Genomic DNA, 19,558 nt, shown 5'->3' with positions numbered 1-19,558 from the left:
CTGTCCGGTTTGACGCAGTCAGCCAGTGCAGCTGCTGCGTGTTCAAAGCAGATAATTTGCATCACAAATTGAATGAATATACTAAATATGAAATGTATTATTTTGCGATAAGGTAGTAATTCGAGGCAACTCAATTGGATCGCTTGAGAACACTGGAAGTATTTGTCGCCGTCGCGGAAGCAGAGAGTTTTGCCGGCGGTGCACGTAGCCTAGGCCTGAGCGCTCCTTCCACCACACGCGGTGTCAACGCGCTGGAGGATCGGCTTGGTGTGCGCCTGTTTACGCGGACAACCCGTCGTGTGCGCCTGACCGATGCGGGGCAGACCTATCTCGAGGATGCGCGGCACATTCTGGCGCAGCTACAGGCTGCAGATGATGCCGCCAAGGGAACTGCGACGAACCCTGTTGGACTATTGCGGCTGACCTGCCCGCATGAGTTCGGCCGCATCTATGTAACGCCAATTCTGACGGAGTTTCTGGATGCCCATCCGGGCATGAGCGCTGACGCCGTCATGCTCGACCGCGTTGTCAATCTGGTCGAAGAGGGCTTTGATCTGGCTGTCAGGATCGGGCATTTGCCCTCTTCGGGATTATCAGCCGTTCGGGTTGGGCAGGTTCGACGTGTCCTATGCGCAGCACCGGGATATCTGGCGAAACATGGGGTTCCCAAATCACCGACAGACTTGCAGTTGCACCAGACCGTGTCCGCCGAGTCCGTCAACTCGGTGACCGAATGGCGATTTGGGCACGAATTGCAAACCGTTGTTCGGGTGAAACCGCGCCTGTGCATTGGCAGCGTTGCTGCCAGCATCGCAGTCGCGCGAAACGGCTGGGGCATATGTCAGGCTTTGTCCTATCAGGTGGCACCTGACATCGAAGACGGAACTTTGGTGCCAATTCTGCAGGAGTTCGAACCCGCGCCATTGCCCATTCACCTTGTACATGCCGAGGGTCGGCGCGCACCCGCCAAAATCCGGGCTTTTGTCGAGCTCGCAAAGCACAGGCTCAAGCGGATGCGGGGGTTGCGATGACGCCCGAAGCTTCAGATGCGCGCTGACAGCGAAAGCAATATTATTCCACAAAGCGACGTCATTTCGAAAGTTAATGACAACCATGTGTGTTTGGCTTAAGTATCTCCATTACTCATTCCATGCCGTAACTAGGTGGTTTTAGTGGAGCAATTGGCGTTTACCTTCGAGATGGGCGTGGTTTGCGCTCTCTTGGCCTTCACCGTATTTCTGTTTGTATCCGAAGTTGTCCGAATAGACTTATCAGCCATTTTGGTCTTGGTCCTTATTGGCTTGCTCAGCTATGCGCCGGGGCTTGGAAATCTTGCGAATGTTCCGAACCTGTTTGATGGCTTTGCGTCGAATGCGGTGATCTCAATCATCGCTGTGATGATTGTCGGGGCGGGATTGGACAAGACCGGCATCATGAACAAGGTGGCGGCGGTCATCCTCAAATATGGGGGCAAATCGGAGAACCGGGTGCTGCCCATCGTGTCGGGCACGGTTGGGGTGATCTCGTCCTTCATGCAAAATGTCGGGGCAGCCGCGCTGTTCCTGCCGGTGGTCAGCCGCATCTCATCGCGCTCGGGCATTCCGTTGTCGCGCCTGCTGATGCCAATGGGGTTTTGTGCGATCTTGGGCGGCACGATGACGATGGTCGGCTCATCGCCGCTGATCCTTTTGAATGACCTGATCCAGACAGCCAATGACGGCCTGCCCGAAGGCCAGAAGATGGAGCCGTTCGGCCTGTTTTCGGTCACGCCGATTGGTGCGGTTCTGATCCTGACGGGGATCGGTTATTTCCTGCTGCTGGGCCGGTGGGTTCTACCCGGAGACACCGGATCGGATAGCACCGGCTCAAGCCAAGGCACTCAGGAATATCTTCAACGTGTATACGGCTTGAAGGCGGATGTGTTTGAGGTGATCGTGCCCGCCGACAGCCCGCTGGTGGGGCAGATACTGGCAGAGATCAATCACGAAAATCACCTGTATATCATTTCGACCTTCTATCGCGGCAAGACCTCGATGGTTCAGGTTCTGACCGCCGAAATCGCCGCGCCTTGCCGATTGGCGATCATTGGCAGGCGTTGGGTGGTTGAAGAGTTTGCCCAGAAGTTCGGGTTGAAAGTCCTGCCGGAACTTGATGTTTTCGTGGAAGAATTTGCGCCGACAAATGCCGGGATCGCCGAAGTGGTTGTCACGCCTGACAGCAAACTAATCGGAAAGTGCCCGCGCGAGCTTTTGTTCCGCAAAACCTATGGCATGTCCCTGCTGGCCATTCATCGCGGCGAAGAAACGCTGAGCCATGTCGAAACCGACACGCACGAATCCACGCAGATCGGGCTGGAAGAGTTTCATGCCGGGGACATGCTTGTGGCACACACCCGGTGGGACAATCTGATGCGCATCAAGCGCGATCCGGACTTTGTCGTCGTGACAACGGATTTCCCGCAAGACGAATTGCGACCACAAAAGGTTGGCTGGGCTCTGGCGTTCTTTGCAATCTCGCTGTCCCTGATCCTGTTTACGGATGTGCGCCTGTCGCTTTGCCTTCTGACAGGTGCAGCAGGCATGATGCTGACCAAGGTGCTGAGCGTGGATGAGGCTTATCGGGCCGTCGGTTGGAATACCGTGTTTCTGCTGGCCTGTCTGATCCCGCTGGGTCAGGCGGTGCAGAACACCGGAACTGCGGCCTGGATTGCGCAGCAGATCATGATCCTACTGAATGGCTGGCCAATCTGGTCACTTCAAGCCGGGGTGGCGATCCTGGCGACCGCGTTCTCGCTAGTGATGTCAAATGTGGGCGCAACCGTCCTTCTGGTCCCGCTGGCGGTCTCGATCGCTGTGGCTGCCGGCGCCAACCCGTCGCTGTTTGCGCTGACGGTGGCGATCTCGACCTCGAACAGTTTTATTATTCCGACGCATCAGGTGAACGCACTGATCATGGGACCTGCGGGATATAAGGTGATGGATTTTGTGCGCTCTGGCGGGATGATGACCGTACTGTTTCTGGTTGTTTCGCTGGTGATGCTGAATCTGTTGTACTGAGCTCCTGCATTCGGCATGTTCCCGCCTGTCGCGGGTGACAACAGGTGCCAAAGGGTGCCGATGCAGAAAAAACGCCCGTTGTTCAAATTTTAACCGATAGATATAAACTCTGGTCAAAAGGGGGCTGCTGCCGGGTATCGATTCATACCCGGCTGGCTTTTGTCTGTGCCCCATCTGGTGACTGAACTGAGGGCGACAGCTCGTGAAATCCAAGAATAGAATGTCCGCGCCACCGATGAGCGAGCTGCGTAAGGCAAGAAATCAGGGCCTGAGCTTTATAGGCCTCGCGTTCCTTTTCAGCGTGTTTGTGAACCTGCTGATGCTGACCGGTCCGTTATTCATGTTGCAGGTCTATGACCGTGTACTCGGATCCCGTTCGGTCGAGACCTTGTCGGCCCTGTTCTTGTTGGTGGCCCTGCTTTACGCGCTGATGGCGATGCTGGACTATGCCCGAGGTCGGATCGTCGCCCGGTTCGGCGCACGCTTTCAATCGTCCCTGGACGAGCGTGTGTTCGAGGCCACTATGCGCCGCGCCTTGTTTCCGCAAATCCGCTCGGCACCGGCAACCGCGTTGCGCGATCTGGAATCGATCCGAGGGCTTTGCGCGTCGCCAGTGTTGCTGGCCGTAATGGATATTCCATGGACGCCGATCTTTATCGCCGCGATCTTCCTGTTCCACCCGTTGCTGGGCTGGTTGGCGGTTGCCGGGGGTACCGTTCTTGTCGTCATCGCGCTGCTGAACCAGGCATTGACCCACCGGAAAGTGGCCGAGGCTCAGGCTGCATCGGCACGGGCAAACTCATTCTCCGAACATGCTCGGCAAGCGGCCGAAGTCGTGCGGTCGCAGGGCATGCAGGAAGACGTGTCCAGCCGTTGGTTAAAGCAACGGACCGAGGCTTTGGCGCAGACCATTTCCGCCAGTGACTGGACCGGTAGTTTTTCGTCTCTTACCAAATCATTACGGCTGTTTCTTCAATCTGCCATGTTGGCGCTGGGTGCCTTGCTGGTGCTTCGCAACGAAATGACTGCTGGTGCGATGATCGCAGGTACGATCCTGCTGGGACGAGCGTTGGCCCCGATCGAAATGGCTGTTGGTCAATGGTCGATGATCGAACGTGCGCGCACCGCCTGGACCAGCCTGAACAAATTCCTCGACAACACTCCTCCTGAACAAAAGCGCACCAGATTGCCAATTCCGAAAGCGCATCTTGAGGCCAAGTCGCTGACTGTCATTCCACCTGGTATCTCGACGCCGACCCTGCGCAATGCGTCGATGAAGCTGGAGCCGGGCAAGGCGCTGGGAGTGATCGGCAAAAGCGGCTCGGGCAAGACGACACTGGCCAAGGCTTTGCTTGGGCTTTGGTCCCCGGCGGCGGGTGAAATCCGGCTGGGGGGCGCGACTCTGGACCAGTATGATCCGGACGCGTTGGGCCAGCATATCGGGTACCTGCCGCAGCAGGTGACCCTTTTTAATGGCACTGTCGCTGAAAATATCGCCCGGATGTCGGAAACCCCTGACCCCGACGCAGTTGTGGCCGCTGCCAAAACGGCAAACGCGCACGAGCTTATCCTCGGCCTTGAAAAGGGGTACGACACGTTCCTTGAAGGCAATGATAGCCAACTGTCAGGCGGCCAAAAGCAACGGATTGCTTTGGCACGTGCCCTTTATGGCAATCCGGTTCTGCTGATCCTGGATGAGCCGAATTCGGCCCTTGATGCGGATGGAACCCTGGCGCTGAACAATGCGGTGCGCGAGTTCAAGTCGGTCGGTAAGTCGGTGATTATCATGACCCACAGGCCACAGGCCATTTCCGAATGCGATGACCTTGTTGTTGTCGAAAAGGGTCAGATCGTGAAGACCGGCAGCCGTGATGAGGTTTTGAACACGATGGTGCAAAACGCAAACGTCATCAAACGGCACCTGAACAAGGTGGGTGATTAATGGCCAAGTCTGTCAAGAAACCGGCGTGGAGCATCAAGGTTCCTGCAGCCGTGGGCATCTTAGCACTGGGCGTTCTGGTCCTGGGTCTTGGGGTGTGGAGTGTACGGACCGAACTGGCCGGAGCGATCATCTCGCAAGGTGTGGTCGAAGTGCAAAGCAATCGTCAGGTGGTCGAGCATCCGGATGGTGGCGTTGTCGGCGAGATATTCGTGCGCGATGGCGATGCTGTCGCCCGTGGCGATATGCTGTTGCGACTGGATGACACATTCCTGGCCTCGGAAAAAACCATCGTGGAATCTCAGCTGTTCGAACTGCTGGCCCGAATGGTCCGACTTGAGGCGGAACGCGATGGGGTCGACGCCGCAGAATTGGGCAACCGCCTGCAAGAATTGCAAAGCCGAGAAGGTATCTCCGCTGATCTTTTGGCCGGTCAAGAGCGCCTGTTCAATGCGCGCGTTGACACGTTGAAGCAACAGACCGAGCAGCTTAGCAAACAAAAAACCCAGATCGAAAATGAGATCGAAGGGAATCAGGCGCAATTGATCTCGTTGCGGACCCAGGTTGAACTGATCCAAAGCGAGTTGGTAGATCAGGAAGGTCTGTTAGAGCGCGGCCTGACGCAAGCCAGCCGGGTCTCTGCCCTGCAACGGGAAGAGGCCAGCTTGTTGGGCGAAATCGGGCGTCTGGAATCCTCGGTCGCGCGTTTGGAAGGTGAGATTTCGAGCACTGAGATTCGAATCGTCGAACTGAAGGCGACTCGGCGTGAAGAGGCGATCTCGCAATTGCGGGATGTTCAGGCCCGGGTTGTCGAATTGGCGGAACGGCGCTTGTCGTTGAATGAGCGCCTGTCGCGTCTCGATATCCGTGCACCGGTTGCGGGAACGGTCTATGACAGCCAGGTCTTTGCGCTTCAGTCCGTTATTCAGCCGGGCGAGCCGATGCTGTACGTGGTACCTCAGGATACGCCTTTGCTGGTGGCGGCAAGGGTGGACGCCTTACATGTCGACCAACTACATCGCGGGCAAGAGGTTGCGCTGCGCTTTCCAGCCTTCAATCAGCGCGAAACGCCTGAGTTGAACGGGCAAGTCAGGAACGTCTCGGCAGACACGTATACCGACGAAGGCACCGGATTCACCTTTTATCGGGCTGAGGTTATTCCGGATGACGGTCAGATTGAGTTGCTGAACGGGCAGGAATTGTTGCCGGGCATGCCGGTTGAGGCGATGATAAAGACCGATGAGCGCACTCCCCTGAGCTATCTGGTCAAACCGCTTGCGGATTATTTCTATCGGGCGTTCCGAGAATAGGCCGGACAGTATTCATCGCTCTTCAGACAGCTTCAATATTGCCCAGCAGGATTGAGGTCATGTCGGTCGCAAATTCGCCGTCCACGACGGTCACCGGTGCCCCAGTGTTGTAAGAGACATTGGTTCTGGTGATTGCCGATAGATCGACGCTATCATCCAGAAACACCCATTCCGCCGGGTGCTGAGCCGTTTGCCCCACCGCATTCTGAAGAACGTTCAGCGCGTCCAGCGCGCTGACAGTACCATCCCGGTTGATATCTGCCGCGATCAGGTTTTCGGGCGCAGCCGGGCCGAAGGTCGGATCCAACCCGATTGCCATCCGTAAGACTTGCAAGGCATCCAATGCCGAAATCTGATTGCTGGCCGTGGAATAGGATTTGACGATCTCCAGCTCGCCTGAGAACGTGCCGTCGGGCATCTCGAGGTCAAACTCTCCCTGTGCATTTGCTTGCGCTACGATCGCGCCCTCGCCAGATGGTGTGAACCGAATCTCAGCCCCCGAAAGCGCCGGATCGGCGGTGGTCGAGTCTATACTCACAGCACCCAGAACGCCCGGACCGGCATTGCTGTCTGGCCCGTTGCTGATGATGACCGGGACGTGGTCGGGCCCGTTGAACCCTGATCCGAAGATGTCGGTGCTGCTCAGCGCTGCGCCATCCGAGGACGCAAGCGATATCGTCTGTCCACGGTACTGTATCTGCGCGCCGTCCGAGGTTGTTGAGATATCCAGTTGCGCGGGCGTTCGCAGCAACCAGAAGTCGGACAGATCGAGCGAATCTGTGCCGCGTTCGAAGTCAGTGATCGTGGTGTGGCCGCTGCCGTGACGCACAAAGAACACATCCGCGCCTGAGCCGCCTGTCAGAGTGGTAGTGCTTGTCCCGGTAATCAAGATGTCGTCCCCCGCCCCACCGATTAGTGCGGAATCGAGAATTCCGCCTCGCAGCATGTCGCCTCCGGACGTCCCGTTGATTGTGCCGAACCCCTGCCGGACCACCCCAAGATCCGCCACTGACACAGTAAGCTGTGTTATCCCGGCATCCTGTTGTGATGCCGCCAGAATTTGCAGTTCATCCCCGACATGAGCCATGCTCAGCGCTTCGACATTCTGTAAGCCACTGGCCAGGGTGTCGGCAAAACTGTCCAGGTAAATCAACTGTCCGTCCTGCGTCATTGTGAACAGAGTGATCCCGTCATCTCCCCCGCCCGCTGCAACAAAAACGCGGCCATCGAAGTCGACGACGGCCAGATCCTGGACCGATTCAAACCGGGTATGGAGCGAATCCAGAACATGATCCGTCGGCGTCAGCCGCCCGTCGCTGCCCAGTTCCATGACGCTCAGCGAGTTGCTGCCGGCACCCGCGACGACGACCCAGGACTTGCCATAGACCTGCACCACTTCGATTGCCGTCGGCGCGTTTATGCCCAACGTCTGGGTTGCGGTGTTTTCGGCGACCTCGGCGAGTGCACCGGTGCCCTGATCGACGCTGAAAGTTGTGAGCGTGCTGTTAATCGTATCTGCGGCAACGATGAAATGCCCCGAACCGGACTGCATTGATTGCAACACATCCGCGCGTGCCAATACCGTTCCGGCAACGCCCAACGATCCATCCGGGTTGATGGTATAGGTCGCGATTCGACCTGCGTCAGCATGAGCGAGCGTCAACAAGCTGCCCGAGATTTGTGCCGCCGCAGAAATATCACCGCTGTATGTTAAAGCACCGGTTTCCTGAAGATCACCAATCTGTCCGGCAGCACCGAGATCATAGCTGACAAGCCCGGTGGCAGTATTAACATCCAGAGCCAGATGGTCTTGTGCGCCCAAAGTGATCGGAACGCCGCTGCGGCCGACCTGATTGCTGATGGTGACACCGTAATGTTGCTGGTCCACCAGTAGCGGACCTGCGCCTTCGGTCAATCGCCAGGACGTGATGCCGCCGCCGACACCCGTCATCGTGTAGAGGAACGTATCGCCGTTAAACGTTTTTAAAGCGATATCGCCGATACCTGAATCGAGCGCTGCGGTCCCCGTTGCAACCACTCTTTCGAACTGAAGTCTCATCGTCACTCACCCCCGTGCCACCCCTGGCACCGAGATCAGAATGATCTGAGGCCCAGACCGGAACCGGAACACGAATGTGGTGAAAACAAGGATTTCAGCTTCAGTTTAAATCGAATTTTCAGGATCGCCCGCATGAGACATCCGGTTACAGAGCCAAAGACAGAGCACCGCTCTGGCCGGATGGCGACGGGCACCACTTATGAGGGGCGAAATGACCAAAGAACCCGTTTCCAATGAAAGCGTGACCCTGGACAACTCGTCTGAGGCCGGGCGCGCGCGGCATGTGCGAAATTGGATCGACCGCAAGCTGCAACGATGGGTCGGACGTGGTCTGGCCGGTGGGCTGGGTTCAACATTGTTGGCCCTGCCTGCCCTGGCGCAGGCCACGTCCGAGCAGCTGGAGTCATTTCAATTTGCCGAAGCGATCCCGGGTGTGCGCTCTGCAAGGATCCTGTCGAACGGCGATGTCCAATTGCGGTTGGAGGACGGCCGCACTCTGGTCGTCTCATCCGAAGATGTGCAAGTCCTTGAAAATGGCGCGATTATGGTTGCCGATGAAATGGCGGGTCAGATCGCACAGTTCGCAGCGGTCGCCGAAGCGGGTGCGGCTGCTGCGACCGCTGGTGGGGTCAGCGGTACGGGCCTGGCGCTGGGGGGACTCGGCGTTGCAGGTGCCGCAGCTGCTGCAGGTGGCGGCGGTGGAAGCGGGGGTGACGATGATGACGACCCCGAACCCCGGCCCGAGGTTACACCCCCCCCGCCGACAGTTACGCCGCCTCCGCCACTGCCAAGCCTGAACCTGGCCGAATTGCAGGCGGATGCGCTGAACAGCACCAGCACGGGAACCTTGGCGGGGGCCGATGCGGCGATGGTTGAGGTTTCAATCGGCTCGATCACAAAAACTGTGGCACCCGACGCCGATGGAAGCTGGCGCGTGTCCCTATCCCAAGCTGAGGCAGCTGCGCTCCCTCAGGGTCATTCTGACGTCACTGTCCGAACGCTGGATGCGGACGGGGAAGAAATTTCCTCGACAACGTCACAATTTGACGTCGATACGATCCCACCAACGCTCGCAATCTCGCCGATTTCTGAAGACAACGTCCTTAATGCCGCCGAACAGGGAATGGATTTGACCGTCAGCGGCAACACCGATGCCGAGAACGGACAAACGGTGACTGTTGGACTGAACGGACAGATCTATACGGGCACCATTTCGGGCGGAAACTGGAGCGTTACCGTACCTGCAGCGGATCTGGCGGCTTTGACGGATGGCGCCACGATCGCGGTTACTGCCGATGTCTATGATGAAGCGGGAAACCCGGCACCACAGGCTAGCGGCAGTTTCCACGCTGACTTTACCGCACCGACCGTAACGCTGGACCCGGTTGCAGGGGGATCAATTGACCTTGTCGATGTCGGTGGTGACCTGACGTTGACAGGCACGACGACCGCAGAAGATGGACAGGAAGTCCAAGTGACGTTCGAAGCTCGTGACTACACCGGAATCGTCGCGGGCGGCGGTTGGAGCGTGAACATCCTGCAAGCCGATCTGGCAGGTTTGTCCACCGGTACACCCGTAGAGGTAAGCGTTGCTGTCAGCGACTTGGGGGGAAACCCCGCGACGCTTGCCACAGCAACCGTTCCCGTTGATCTGACAGGCCCATCAATCTCGATCGCGCCATTGTCGGTTGGCGCTGTTTTGAATGCGGCCGAGGCCGGTTCTGCTCTGACCGTTACCGGAACAACGGGGAATGTGTCCGATGGCCAGTTGGTGACCGTTGAGCTGAATGGGCAGACCTATTCCGGCGCGGTCTCAGCTAACGGTTGGAGCGTCACGATCCCTGCCACCGACTTGGGCGCACTGGCAGACGGGGGGGACTATACTCTGACGGCTGACGTGTCCGACAGCGACGGGCTGGATGCGCCTCAGGCCGATGTGATGCTTTCGAAAGATGTCACTGCCCCGACACTCACAATTGACAGCTTTTCGCATGGCGCGGTGTTGAATGCGGCCGAGCGTGGGTCGGATTTGACAATTTCGGGCACGACCAATGCGGAAGATGGGCAAGAGGTCTCGGTGTCAGTGAACGGGCAGACCTACACAGGCGCAGCGCTCGGTGGCAACTGGTTTGTGACCGTGTCTGCAACTGATCTCGCTGCGCTGCCGGATGGCGCACCCACTTCGGTTAGCGCTGATATCTCGGACACGGCGGGCAACCCGGCGGTGCAGGCCTCTGGCTCGTTCAGCACGGATTTCACCGCACCTTCCCTGACCATTGACCCTCTGGCGGACGGGCTTGTGATGAACGCCTCGGAACGCGCAACGGATTTTGTTGTCACCGGCAGTTCTGACGCTGCAAACGGAACGGTTGTATCGGTCGAAATCGTTCGGGCGGACAACACGGTAGATATCGCTGGCACCGCTACGGTCAGCGGCGGGTCGTGGACCTTTACCGCCTCTTCGGCCAGCCTGAGCGGTTTGCAGGACGCCGAGACCTACAGCGTGAACGCGACCGTGACTGATCTCGCGGGCAACCAATCTTTGGCGTCAACCAGTATCGGAACGGATTTCACCGCGCCGAGCCTCGCGATGAACCCGCTTCCCGTGGGGGCAGTTCTTGATGTGATCGAGCGCGGCTCTGACCTGACTGTTTCGGGAACCACCTCGGCAGCAGACAGCCAGACAGTTTCAGTGACCTTGAATGGCCAAACCTACAACGCTGCAGTTTCAGGCGGCGTTTGGAGTGTCGATGTCCCATCGGCCAGCCTTGCGGCCCTTTCAGATGGCGGGAGCTACACCGTGACCGCCGCGGTTCAGGATGCCAATGGCAACGCCGCAACCGATGCGACCGAAAGCTTTACCACAGATTTCAGGCCTGTCCTGAGTCTCGACCCGGCAGGAGCAAACAATGCCGTCACACTGGGCGACGCGCAGAGCGGTGGACTAACGGTCTCTGGTGGCTCAGTCGGCCTGACCTTGGGCCAAACGATCAGCGTAACGTTGAACGGCTCCCCCGCGGGAAGCGCGACGGTGGCGGCTGATGGTTCCTGGAGCGCGAACATTCCGAGTTCAGAGTTTTCGGGAATTTCGGCAGGTGACGCGTTGGATTTCGCGGCGCAGGCGACTGTTTCGGGCGGACCGGACCCGCTACCGGTTTCGGATCAGGCATTTGCCTATATCGCAGCGCCCTATGCGGTAACTGAAATCGGGCGCAGCGGATCGACCGTCACATTTGCTGTTTATGCGGACCCTGATCGGGATGTTTCCAGCGGGTTGGATTTCGATGTCGATCTGGGTTTCGATCCGCTGGTCGTCTCGTTCAATTCGGGATCAGATGTTGAGCACGACGACTTCACGATCTTTTCGGTCAACGACAGCGGCAATCCCGTCAGATTTGGGGGGGCAGCGCTCAGCATCAGCGACCTGACGCAACCGCTTGTAACGTTTGAGCTGACGGTTCTGGATAGCAGTCAACCGATCGAGCTGGATCTCACGTCCTTGCAGGGTGGCCCGCTGCATGTCTCATTTGGCACCGGTGACGCCGATACCCTCTCGGGTACCAACAGCGATGATATTGTTCGCGGCGGTGCGGGTGATGACATGATCGATCTGTCGGGTGCAGGGCGAGACATCGTCATGCTCGAAGCCAGCGCCACTGATAACGGAATCGATACGATTACCGGCTTTAGCCTGGGACCGGAGGCGGACGTGTCCGACGCGCTCATGTTCAGCGGCCTTGATACCAGCACATTGCGCGGAAGCGGCACAGTTGTCGAAGCCCTTGGCGTGGGCGACAGCATCGGTGCAAATACCGGATTTGTGGGTTTGAACACTCAGTTGGCAGATTTGAACGACGACACAATCGCAAACGCAGCCGAAACACTTTTGGGGGTTCAGGCGGGGGATGAAATCTATTTTCTTGCGACCGACGGAACCAACAGTGCTTTGGTCAAGGTCGACTATTCGGCTCCGAACAACGCCAGCGTTGAAAAAATGGCCCAGTTCGAGGGGTTGTCTGATCTGAGTGCATTTGATGCTGACAATGTGCTTCTGACCGACCCGACCGGGGCATCGGCCTGAGCGGCACGAAAACGGTGTTGCGTCCTAAGACGCAACATCCCTTTGTAGCAGGGGGATGAAATGGAACAGAATGGTCTTTTCCCAGTAAGCCTGTCGCGGCATGGCGATCGATATTGGCAACGTTTCACGTCATACCGCTTTGCGGCAGAGGCGCAGGACTACCCCATAACCGCAAATGAAGTCCTGCCCGCAGCGGCTTCATTTCCTGTCGTTTTTCGGAATCGTCGCGACCAATTCGAGCCCGTCATATTGCTTTCTTTGCAACCGGGTCAAAGAACACCTTTTGTGTCAGATGACGGCCGATGGCTGGGATTTCACATCCCGACCGGAATGCGCTGCTATCCGTTTCTGGCAGGAAATGGTTACGACTCGTCCGAAAGGTCGCTGTTGATGGTCAACGAAGCATCTGGCCTGGTCACCGATGATCCTGCGGATGAGCCGTTTTTTGTTGATGGTGAGCAATTGACGCCGGATCTCTGCGCAGTTCGGGCGTTCCTGCAATCGCGCCTGGCGGCTGTATCTGAGACTCGACAGCTTTGCCGGAAAATTGCCAATCAGGATCTTTTTGTTCCGATCAAACACCATAACGGAATTCCGATGCCCGAAGGGGTTTTCGGTATCGAGGCTGGGCGACTGCTGCGGTTATCCCAAAACCAGATTGCGACTTTGATGAACAGCGGCGCGCTCAAACTAATCCACGCCCATCAAGTATCCATGTCGCATTGCGGCTGGTTGCACCGTGTCCAGCATCAAACCCCTGTTTCTGCAAAGATCAGCGAAAGCGCGGGCGCGCTTATCGAGGCTATGGGCCGCGAAAACCACCCCTGCTCAACTTCAGAGGCGCTTTATGTTTCAGGGTGATGATGTCGACGAACCATCAATTCGAGAAGATGCCGAGGCGTATTGCCCCGAAGGGCGCCAAGCGGCCTTAAGAGGACAGCCCAGAGGTGAGACGTAATGAAGGAAAAGTCCCTTGAACCGAGCGGGCTGGAAGCCTGTATGTTACATGTGGGCAAATCCCTCGAAAGACCGCTAACCCGGGCTGCGCTGCAGGATGCACAATCCGGCGAGGCGGGTGGATTGACTGTCCGAGATGCGATCCTGGCAGGGCGCCGCGCCGGTATGCAGGTTGGGTTTGGCGCTCATAAGCTGAGTGCACTCGATGCCACACTGGCTCCGGCGATATTGGTATTGGAGAGTGGCCAAGCGCTTGTCTATCACGGGCGTTCCGTAAATGGCGACCTCAGAATTTTCGACCCCGATCTGGGGGACGGTATCGGTGAGATGAGCGAAAAATCTCTGGGCGAGGTCTATTCCGGTTATCTGCTGTTGTTTCGGCGTGCCAGTCGGAATGACAACACGGCTGCAGCCAGGGATTCCAGCGGGCATTGGTTCTGGTCAGCGTTGATCGCGAACCGGTGGTCCTATAGCCAGGTTGCGCTGGCGGCGGCCCTGACGAACATCCTTGGGCTGTCCACCTCGGTGTTCATCATGATCGTCTACGATCGGGTTCTGCCGAACGAGGCAACGTCTTCCCTGATCGCCCTGACCGGGGGTGTTTGCCTAGCGCTGGTGTTCGACTTTGTCCTAAAAATCCTGCGCGCAGGTTTCATAGATCGCGCGGGCCAAAAGGCAGACAGGGTCATGGGGCGGCGGATCTTTGACCAGTTGCTGAATATTCGTATGACTGCGCGGCAAGGTTCCACCGGTGCTACCGCCAGCACAGTTCGGGAATTTGAGACGCTTCGGGAATTCTTCACTTCCGCGACCCTTGTCGCGGTGGTCGATCTGCCATTCATCATGGTCTTTGTGCTGACGATTTACCTGGTAGGAGGTCCTCTGGCCCTAATCCCGGCGCTTGCGGTTCCCAAAGTCCTCTTGACCGGTCTGGCAATACAGCCAATTTTGTCCCGCCTTGCCGAGCGAAGCTTTTCCGACGGGCAATCGAAGCACTCTGTCCTTGTTGAAACTGTGTCCGGTCTTGAGACTATCAAGACCACCGCCGCCGCGCGTCTGATGCGCAATCGCTGGGAACAGGCGATCGAACGTCAGTCCGAGCATGGGACCCGTAGTCGAGCCGTGACGCAATTGGCGTTGAACCTGACCGGCTTCACCCAACAAGGCGCGCAGGTTCTCATTGTTTTTTACGGCGTCTTTCTGATCATGGAAGGGCAGACCAGCATGGGAGCGCTTGTGGCCTCGGTCATGTTGACCGGCCGCGCACTCGCACCCCTTGGGCAATTGGCTCAGACGCTGACACGAGTGAACCAGGCGCGTAGTGCCTATCGGAATCTGAACGCGCTGATGCAGGCTGAAAGTGAGCGGCCCCTTGGCAAAAGCTGGATCAGCCGGCCATCATTCGACGGGCGCATCACCTTCAACAACGTCCACTTCGCTTATCAGGATCAGGCCGAGGATGCATTAAAGGGTGTGTCCTTTGACATCAGCCCGGGTGAAAAAGTCGCCATTTTGGGACAGATCGGATCGGGAAAGAGCACAATAGCCCGTTTGATGTTGGGACTCTACCAACCACGGACCGGGTCAGTGATGCTGGATGGTCTGGATATTCGGCAGGTGGATCCCGGTGATTTGCGGCGTAACATCGGCTCGGTTCTTCAAGATGTCTGGCTGTTTTCTGGCTCTGTGCGCGACAATATTGCCAGCGGATCGACCGAGCCCAGTGATGCCGACTTGATCAGGGCCGGGCGTATCGCAGGGGTCGAGGATTTTGTTGCGCGGCACCCATCGGGGTATGACCTTGGTTTGGCAGAGCAGGGTGAGGGTTTGTCCGGCGGTCAAAAACAGGCCATTTCGCTAGCAAGGGCGTTAATCGGGCGTTCCCCTGTGTTGCTGATGGACGAACCGACCAGTTCAATGGATGTCAAAACCGAAGCCAAAGTCATTCAGCGACTCAAAGCAGCAACGCAGGACACGACCCTTGTTCTTGTCACGCATCGCAGCAGCCTCTTGGAACTGGTCGACCGGGTTATCGTGATTGAAGACGGCAAGATTGGCGCTGACGGACCCAAATCCCTGCTGACGCAATACGCTGCCAACGGCAGGAGACACCTCAATGTCGCGGCATCCTGATCTGGAGACTCTGGCGCGCGAAATGCGCGGTCGGGCACCGCTGCGGGGTTCGCTGTTGTTGCTGGTCATTTTGATCTGTCTGACGACTGCAGTGGTTTGGGCGGCGCATACAGAGCTGGATGACGTTGTCCGTGTTGATGGGCGTATCGTTCCCTCGGGCGATATTCAGGTGATCGAGGCAACGGAACCCGGCGTGGTTCAGGCTCTGCACGTAAGCGAAGGTCAGGTGGTAGATCAGGGGTCGGTTCTGATGGTTTTGGATTCATCCCAGATCGCCAGTGAGTTAAGCCAGGAACAACAGCGTGCCTTTGGCTTGATGGCCCGAGCGCAGCGTCTTGAGGCCGAAATCTCGGGGTCTGAACTGTTTTTTGCCCCGAATTTGATCAACGAAGCGCCGGAGGTTGTACGCTCGGAAACTGCTTTGTTTCAAGGGCGGCAAACTGAAGTTGCGGCTGAAATTGCCATTCTCAACCGGCAGCGCGAACAGCGGCAGCGAGAATACCAAGAGGGTCTGGTCGATCGGGTGACCGCTGAAGAAACGCTTGCGGTATTGGCCGAGGAGCGCGCGATGATGGAGCCTCTGGTCGAACAGCGCATGGAACCCGCCACCACGTTATTGACCCTCAGGCGTAGCGAGGCGGAATGGCGCGGGCGACAAACCCGGGCCGAAGCGGTCGTGCATCGGCTTCAGACCGGCTTGGACGAAATCGATGACAGAATCAGGGCTGCGCACAGTCGGTTTCGCAGTGCCGCTCTGACCGATCTGGCGACTGTCACAGCAGAGCTGGCCGCCTTGCAGCCCGTCCTGCCCGCCTTACGGGATCGCGCAGCGCGCGCGCAAATTCGCGCACCCGTTCGGGGCGTCGTCAACCGAATCCACCGCACGACCATTGGCGGCCTAGCGCGAGCTGGTGAGGAACTGATCGAACTTGTGCCGTTGGATGACTCCTTGCTGGTCGAAGCCTATGTGCGGCCAAAAGACATCGCTTTCCTGCACGCCGGACAGCCGGTCAAAGTCAAGATCACGGCCTATGATTTTCTACGGTACGGCAGTCTTGACGGGCAGATCACCCGGATCGGGGCCGATACGGTCACACGGTCCGAGCAGAGCGAGGAAGAGGTCTTTGTCGTTGAAATCCGAACGACAAACACGATGCTGGATGCGGATGGTATCGCGGTCGAAATCATTCCCGGGATGATTACCGAAGTCGATATCCTTTCAGGGCGCAAATCTGTTCTTGATTACGTGATTCAACCGGTGCTGAAGGTTAAGGACGAGGCCCTGCGCGAGTGACAATCACAGCCATTCAACATCACCCAGAAAGATATACCCGGCGCCATAGATCGTTTTGATGAGGCGTGGGTTCTTCGGGTCTTCTGCCAGTTTCGTCCGCAAACGCGAGATGCGAACATCCATCGCGCGATCAAAGCTGTCCCCTGCCCCTCCGCCCAGCATTTCTTGCATGCGGCCTCGGCTGATCAGGCGTTTTGGACTTTCCAGAAACAAACGCAGAACCTCACCTTCAGCGTGGCTGAATTGGGTTTCGGCACCGGTGGCGTCCACCAGAATGTAGCGATCGAAATGTGCCGTCCAACCGTTGAAACGCGCGATCTCGGAACTGGGTGTTGCAGGTCGCGACGATCGCAGGCGCGCCCGAATGCGCGCAACAACCTCGGTGGGGTCGAACGGCTTTGTGATATAGTCGTCCGCGCCAAGCTCCAGCCCGGTGACGCGGTCCTGCACCTGCGCGCGGCCCGAGATGATTATCACTGCGGCCCCTTGTTCCAGCGCCAGACGATGGACCAGCGCAAGACCATCGGTATCTGGCAACGACAGGTCCACCAAACACACATCGGGTGTCACACGATTCAGCGCAGCCTCAAACTCGCGGGCGCGGGCAAAGCTCTGGGTTCGGAACCCGGCTTCTTCCAGAGTATCCGTCAGGATTCGGCGGATTTCGGGCTCGTCATCAAGGATTGTGACCAGCGGTTTTGTCATCAGGCAGCCTCGGCGCGGATCAGAGCGGACAATTGCGCCCGCGAGAACGGTTTGCGCAAAACCGGCGCCAGTGCAAGCGCCTGCCTGTGCAACGGGTCGGAATATGGCAATGAGGTCATTAGGATACAGGCCAGTCCCGGCCGGATTGAGGTCATGACATCCAACCCGGTACCGCGCCCTTCCAACCGGATGTCGGACAGCACCAAAACAATCTCGTCAACATCAGTTGCCAATGCCAGAGCTTCTTCCGCCGAGGTCGCCTCGATCACGGAAAAGCCCAGATCGACGAGCATTTCCCGAAACTGGCTGCGCAGCTCGTCGCTGTCTTCGACCAATAGAACCAGACCTTCCTGTGCGGGCGGCGCGGGCCGGTATGGAAGGCGCAGTACAACCGAGGCGCCGGAAGGCGTGTTGCGAAGGCTCAAGTCTCCGCCAGCGAGTTTGACGGTGTCATAAACCATCGGCAGCCCAAGCCCGGACCCTTCGCTACCTTTAGTGGTAAAGAAAGGGTTAAGCGCCTTGTCCAAAGCCTCGGGTGAAAACCCGGGTCCGGTGTCCGAGACGGTGATTTCAGTCCAAATTGACCCGATTGTATGAGCGCTGATAGTGATCTGACCCGAGTTGCCGCAGGCATCGCGTGCGTTCAACACCAAATTCAACAAAGCATCCTGCACCATTCCCGGATCCAGCATTACCGGCTGGTCGGGCAGCGTATTCACAACCGAAAGGCCAACCCCGCGCGGCAGCGAGGGAGAGGCAAGAACCCGCAAATCTTCCAATAGCCCGCGCATGTCGGTGGCTTTGGGATGCGGGGTCCGGTTGCCGGTCATGTCGGCGATCCTGTTCAATAGCTGGCCGCCGCGTCGCGCGGTGCTTTGCGTTGCAGTCACAAGCTCGCGGGCGCTGTCGGGCAGGTCCATTTTCTCCAACCGCGCCTGCATACCCAAAATGATCGTCAAAAGGTTCGAAAAGTCATGCGCCATACCGCTGGTCATCTGTGCTGCCATCGCGCGCCGGCGCGACTGTTGCAAAGCGACACGTGCCTGCGTCTCTTCGGTGATGTCGACGGACATGACATAGACCCCACCCTGCCCGTCCGGGGTGAACGATACACGCAACCGGCGGGCGTCGCGATCTTCGGTAAACTCGAAGACTGATGTATTGCCCTCATAGGCGCGCTGCAGATGCGCCTCAACCCGTTGGAAAGCTGTATTTCCAAGGGCTTCGGAGATGTGCAATCCCAAAATGTCGGACGGGCGGCCGGGCATGACCGAACTGAGACGGCGGTTCGAATAGTCATACCGACCATCCGCATCCAGATGCGCGATATGGGCTGGCATCATCTCGGCGGTCAGGCGCGTGCGGGCTTCGATCTCGGTCAGTTGACGCTTGGCCTCTTCCAACGCGGTAATGGTTGCGGCGAGTTTCCGGTTTGAGGCCGAAAGCTCCTCGGCTCGCCCCAGAAGTTGTTCCGACAGTTCCTCGGACCGGGCGCGCAACAGATCCTCGTCCTGCTTGGTGCGGGTTATGTCCGTATAAACCGCCACCCAGCCACCAGTAGGCAAAGGTGCCCCTTCGACCGAAATCACCTGCCCGTTTGGGCGGACCCGCTCCATGTAATGTGGCTCGAATGCCAGCGCCTGTTCGACGCGCTGGCGAACCATTTCATCGACCTGATCCACGGTTCCATATTCCCCACGGCTGGCCAGGAAATGAATTGTGTCGTGAAAGCGCGCCCCGGGTTGAACCAGATTGTCCGGCAGATCGAACATTTCCTGAAACCTGGAGTTGCATTGGACCAGCCTGAGCTGGCTATCATAGATCGACAACGCCTGCCCGATCAGATTCAGACCTGCCGTTGTCATCTCTTTGATGCGTTTTTCACTGATCTCCAACTGGGTCCTCCCTGAGATCATGCGTAACATTCCGTTTGATGCAGGTGTAGAGGGTCATCGCGTCGGAATCCATGCCGCTTTGCCCCTGAGACCACAGGCTCGGTGGTATATGACCTTCGGTGCAAGCGG

General features: G+C 57.9%; 11 protein-coding genes. 8 read left to right on the top strand and 3 right to left on the bottom strand.

Features of this window, described 5'->3' with window-relative positions; all coding sequences use genetic code 11:
• The first annotated feature begins 134 nt into the window (after nucleotides 1-134).
• From ACR0JA_RS10460 to ACR0JA_RS10445, 4 genes are all read left to right on the top strand, one after another.
• Nucleotides 135-1,031: a LysR family transcriptional regulator gene (locus tag ACR0JA_RS10460; protein ID WP_480573797.1), complete on the top strand. Its 897-nt coding sequence runs from the start codon at nucleotides 135-137 to the stop codon at nucleotides 1,029-1,031.
• 168 nt (nucleotides 1,032-1,199) lie between these two features.
• The gene (locus ACR0JA_RS10455; RefSeq protein WP_480574222.1) at nucleotides 1,200-3,056 is read left to right on the top strand and encodes an SLC13 family permease; all 1,857 of its coding nucleotides are present in this window, start codon (nucleotides 1,200-1,202) and stop codon (nucleotides 3,054-3,056) included.
• Nucleotides 3,057-3,276: 220 nt separating this feature from the next.
• Nucleotides 3,277-4,998, top strand: a complete 1,722-nt coding sequence (locus tag ACR0JA_RS10450) for a type I secretion system permease/ATPase (protein ID WP_480573795.1) — start codon at nucleotides 3,277-3,279, stop codon at nucleotides 4,996-4,998.
• Nucleotides 4,998-6,305 carry an HlyD family type I secretion periplasmic adaptor subunit gene (locus ACR0JA_RS10445; protein ID WP_480573793.1) on the top strand — a complete coding sequence of 436 codons (1,308 nt, stop codon included), beginning with the start codon at nucleotides 4,998-5,000 and terminating at the stop codon, nucleotides 6,303-6,305. The genes ACR0JA_RS10450 and ACR0JA_RS10445 overlap by 1 nt, the downstream gene beginning before the upstream one ends.
• 22 nt (nucleotides 6,306-6,327) lie before the next feature.
• On the opposite strand, the gene ACR0JA_RS10440 is transcribed toward ACR0JA_RS10445, so the two are convergent.
• Complete coding sequence (locus ACR0JA_RS10440) at nucleotides 6,328-8,364, bottom strand: dockerin type I domain-containing protein (protein ID WP_480573790.1); 2,037 nt, start codon at nucleotides 8,362-8,364, stop codon at nucleotides 6,328-6,330.
• 211 nt (nucleotides 8,365-8,575) lie between these two features.
• Here ACR0JA_RS10440 and ACR0JA_RS10435 point away from each other — a divergent pair, with 211 nt between their 5' ends.
• The 4 genes from ACR0JA_RS10435 (at nucleotide 8,576) to ACR0JA_RS10420 (ending at nucleotide 16,829) form a co-directional block, all read left to right on the top strand.
• Nucleotides 8,576-12,445 carry an Ig-like domain-containing protein gene (locus tag ACR0JA_RS10435; RefSeq protein WP_480573787.1) on the top strand — a complete coding sequence of 1,290 codons (3,870 nt, stop codon included), beginning with the start codon at nucleotides 8,576-8,578 and terminating at the stop codon, nucleotides 12,443-12,445.
• 60 nt (nucleotides 12,446-12,505) lie between these two features.
• Nucleotides 12,506-13,306 (top strand): SapC family protein, encoded by an 801-nt coding sequence (locus ACR0JA_RS10430; RefSeq protein ID WP_480573784.1) that lies wholly within the window; start codon nucleotides 12,506-12,508, stop codon nucleotides 13,304-13,306.
• A gap of 96 nt (nucleotides 13,307-13,402) precedes the next feature.
• Complete coding sequence (locus ACR0JA_RS10425) at nucleotides 13,403-15,535, top strand: type I secretion system permease/ATPase (RefSeq protein ID WP_480573781.1); 2,133 nt, start codon at nucleotides 13,403-13,405, stop codon at nucleotides 15,533-15,535.
• A complete protein-coding gene (locus ACR0JA_RS10420; protein WP_480573778.1) occupies nucleotides 15,519-16,829 on the top strand; it encodes an HlyD family type I secretion periplasmic adaptor subunit in 1,311 nt (436 codons plus the stop codon). The genes ACR0JA_RS10425 and ACR0JA_RS10420 overlap by 17 nt, the downstream gene beginning before the upstream one ends.
• 3 nt (nucleotides 16,830-16,832) lie before the next feature.
• On the opposite strand, the gene ACR0JA_RS10415 is transcribed toward ACR0JA_RS10420, so the two are convergent.
• Nucleotides 16,833-17,534 carry a response regulator transcription factor gene (locus ACR0JA_RS10415; protein WP_480573775.1) on the bottom strand — a complete coding sequence of 234 codons (702 nt, stop codon included), beginning with the start codon at nucleotides 17,532-17,534 and terminating at the stop codon, nucleotides 16,833-16,835.
• Complete coding sequence (locus tag ACR0JA_RS10410; protein WP_480573772.1) at nucleotides 17,534-19,429, bottom strand: hybrid sensor histidine kinase/response regulator; 1,896 nt, start codon at nucleotides 19,427-19,429, stop codon at nucleotides 17,534-17,536. Before ACR0JA_RS10410 ends, ACR0JA_RS10415 begins: the two co-directional genes overlap by 1 nt.
• Nucleotides 19,430-19,558: the final 129 nt, after the last annotated feature.

The sequence above is a fragment of the Ruegeria sp. AM4 genome (genome assembly GCF_056540665.1).
This window is presented reverse-complemented; position numbering and strand designations above follow the sequence as displayed.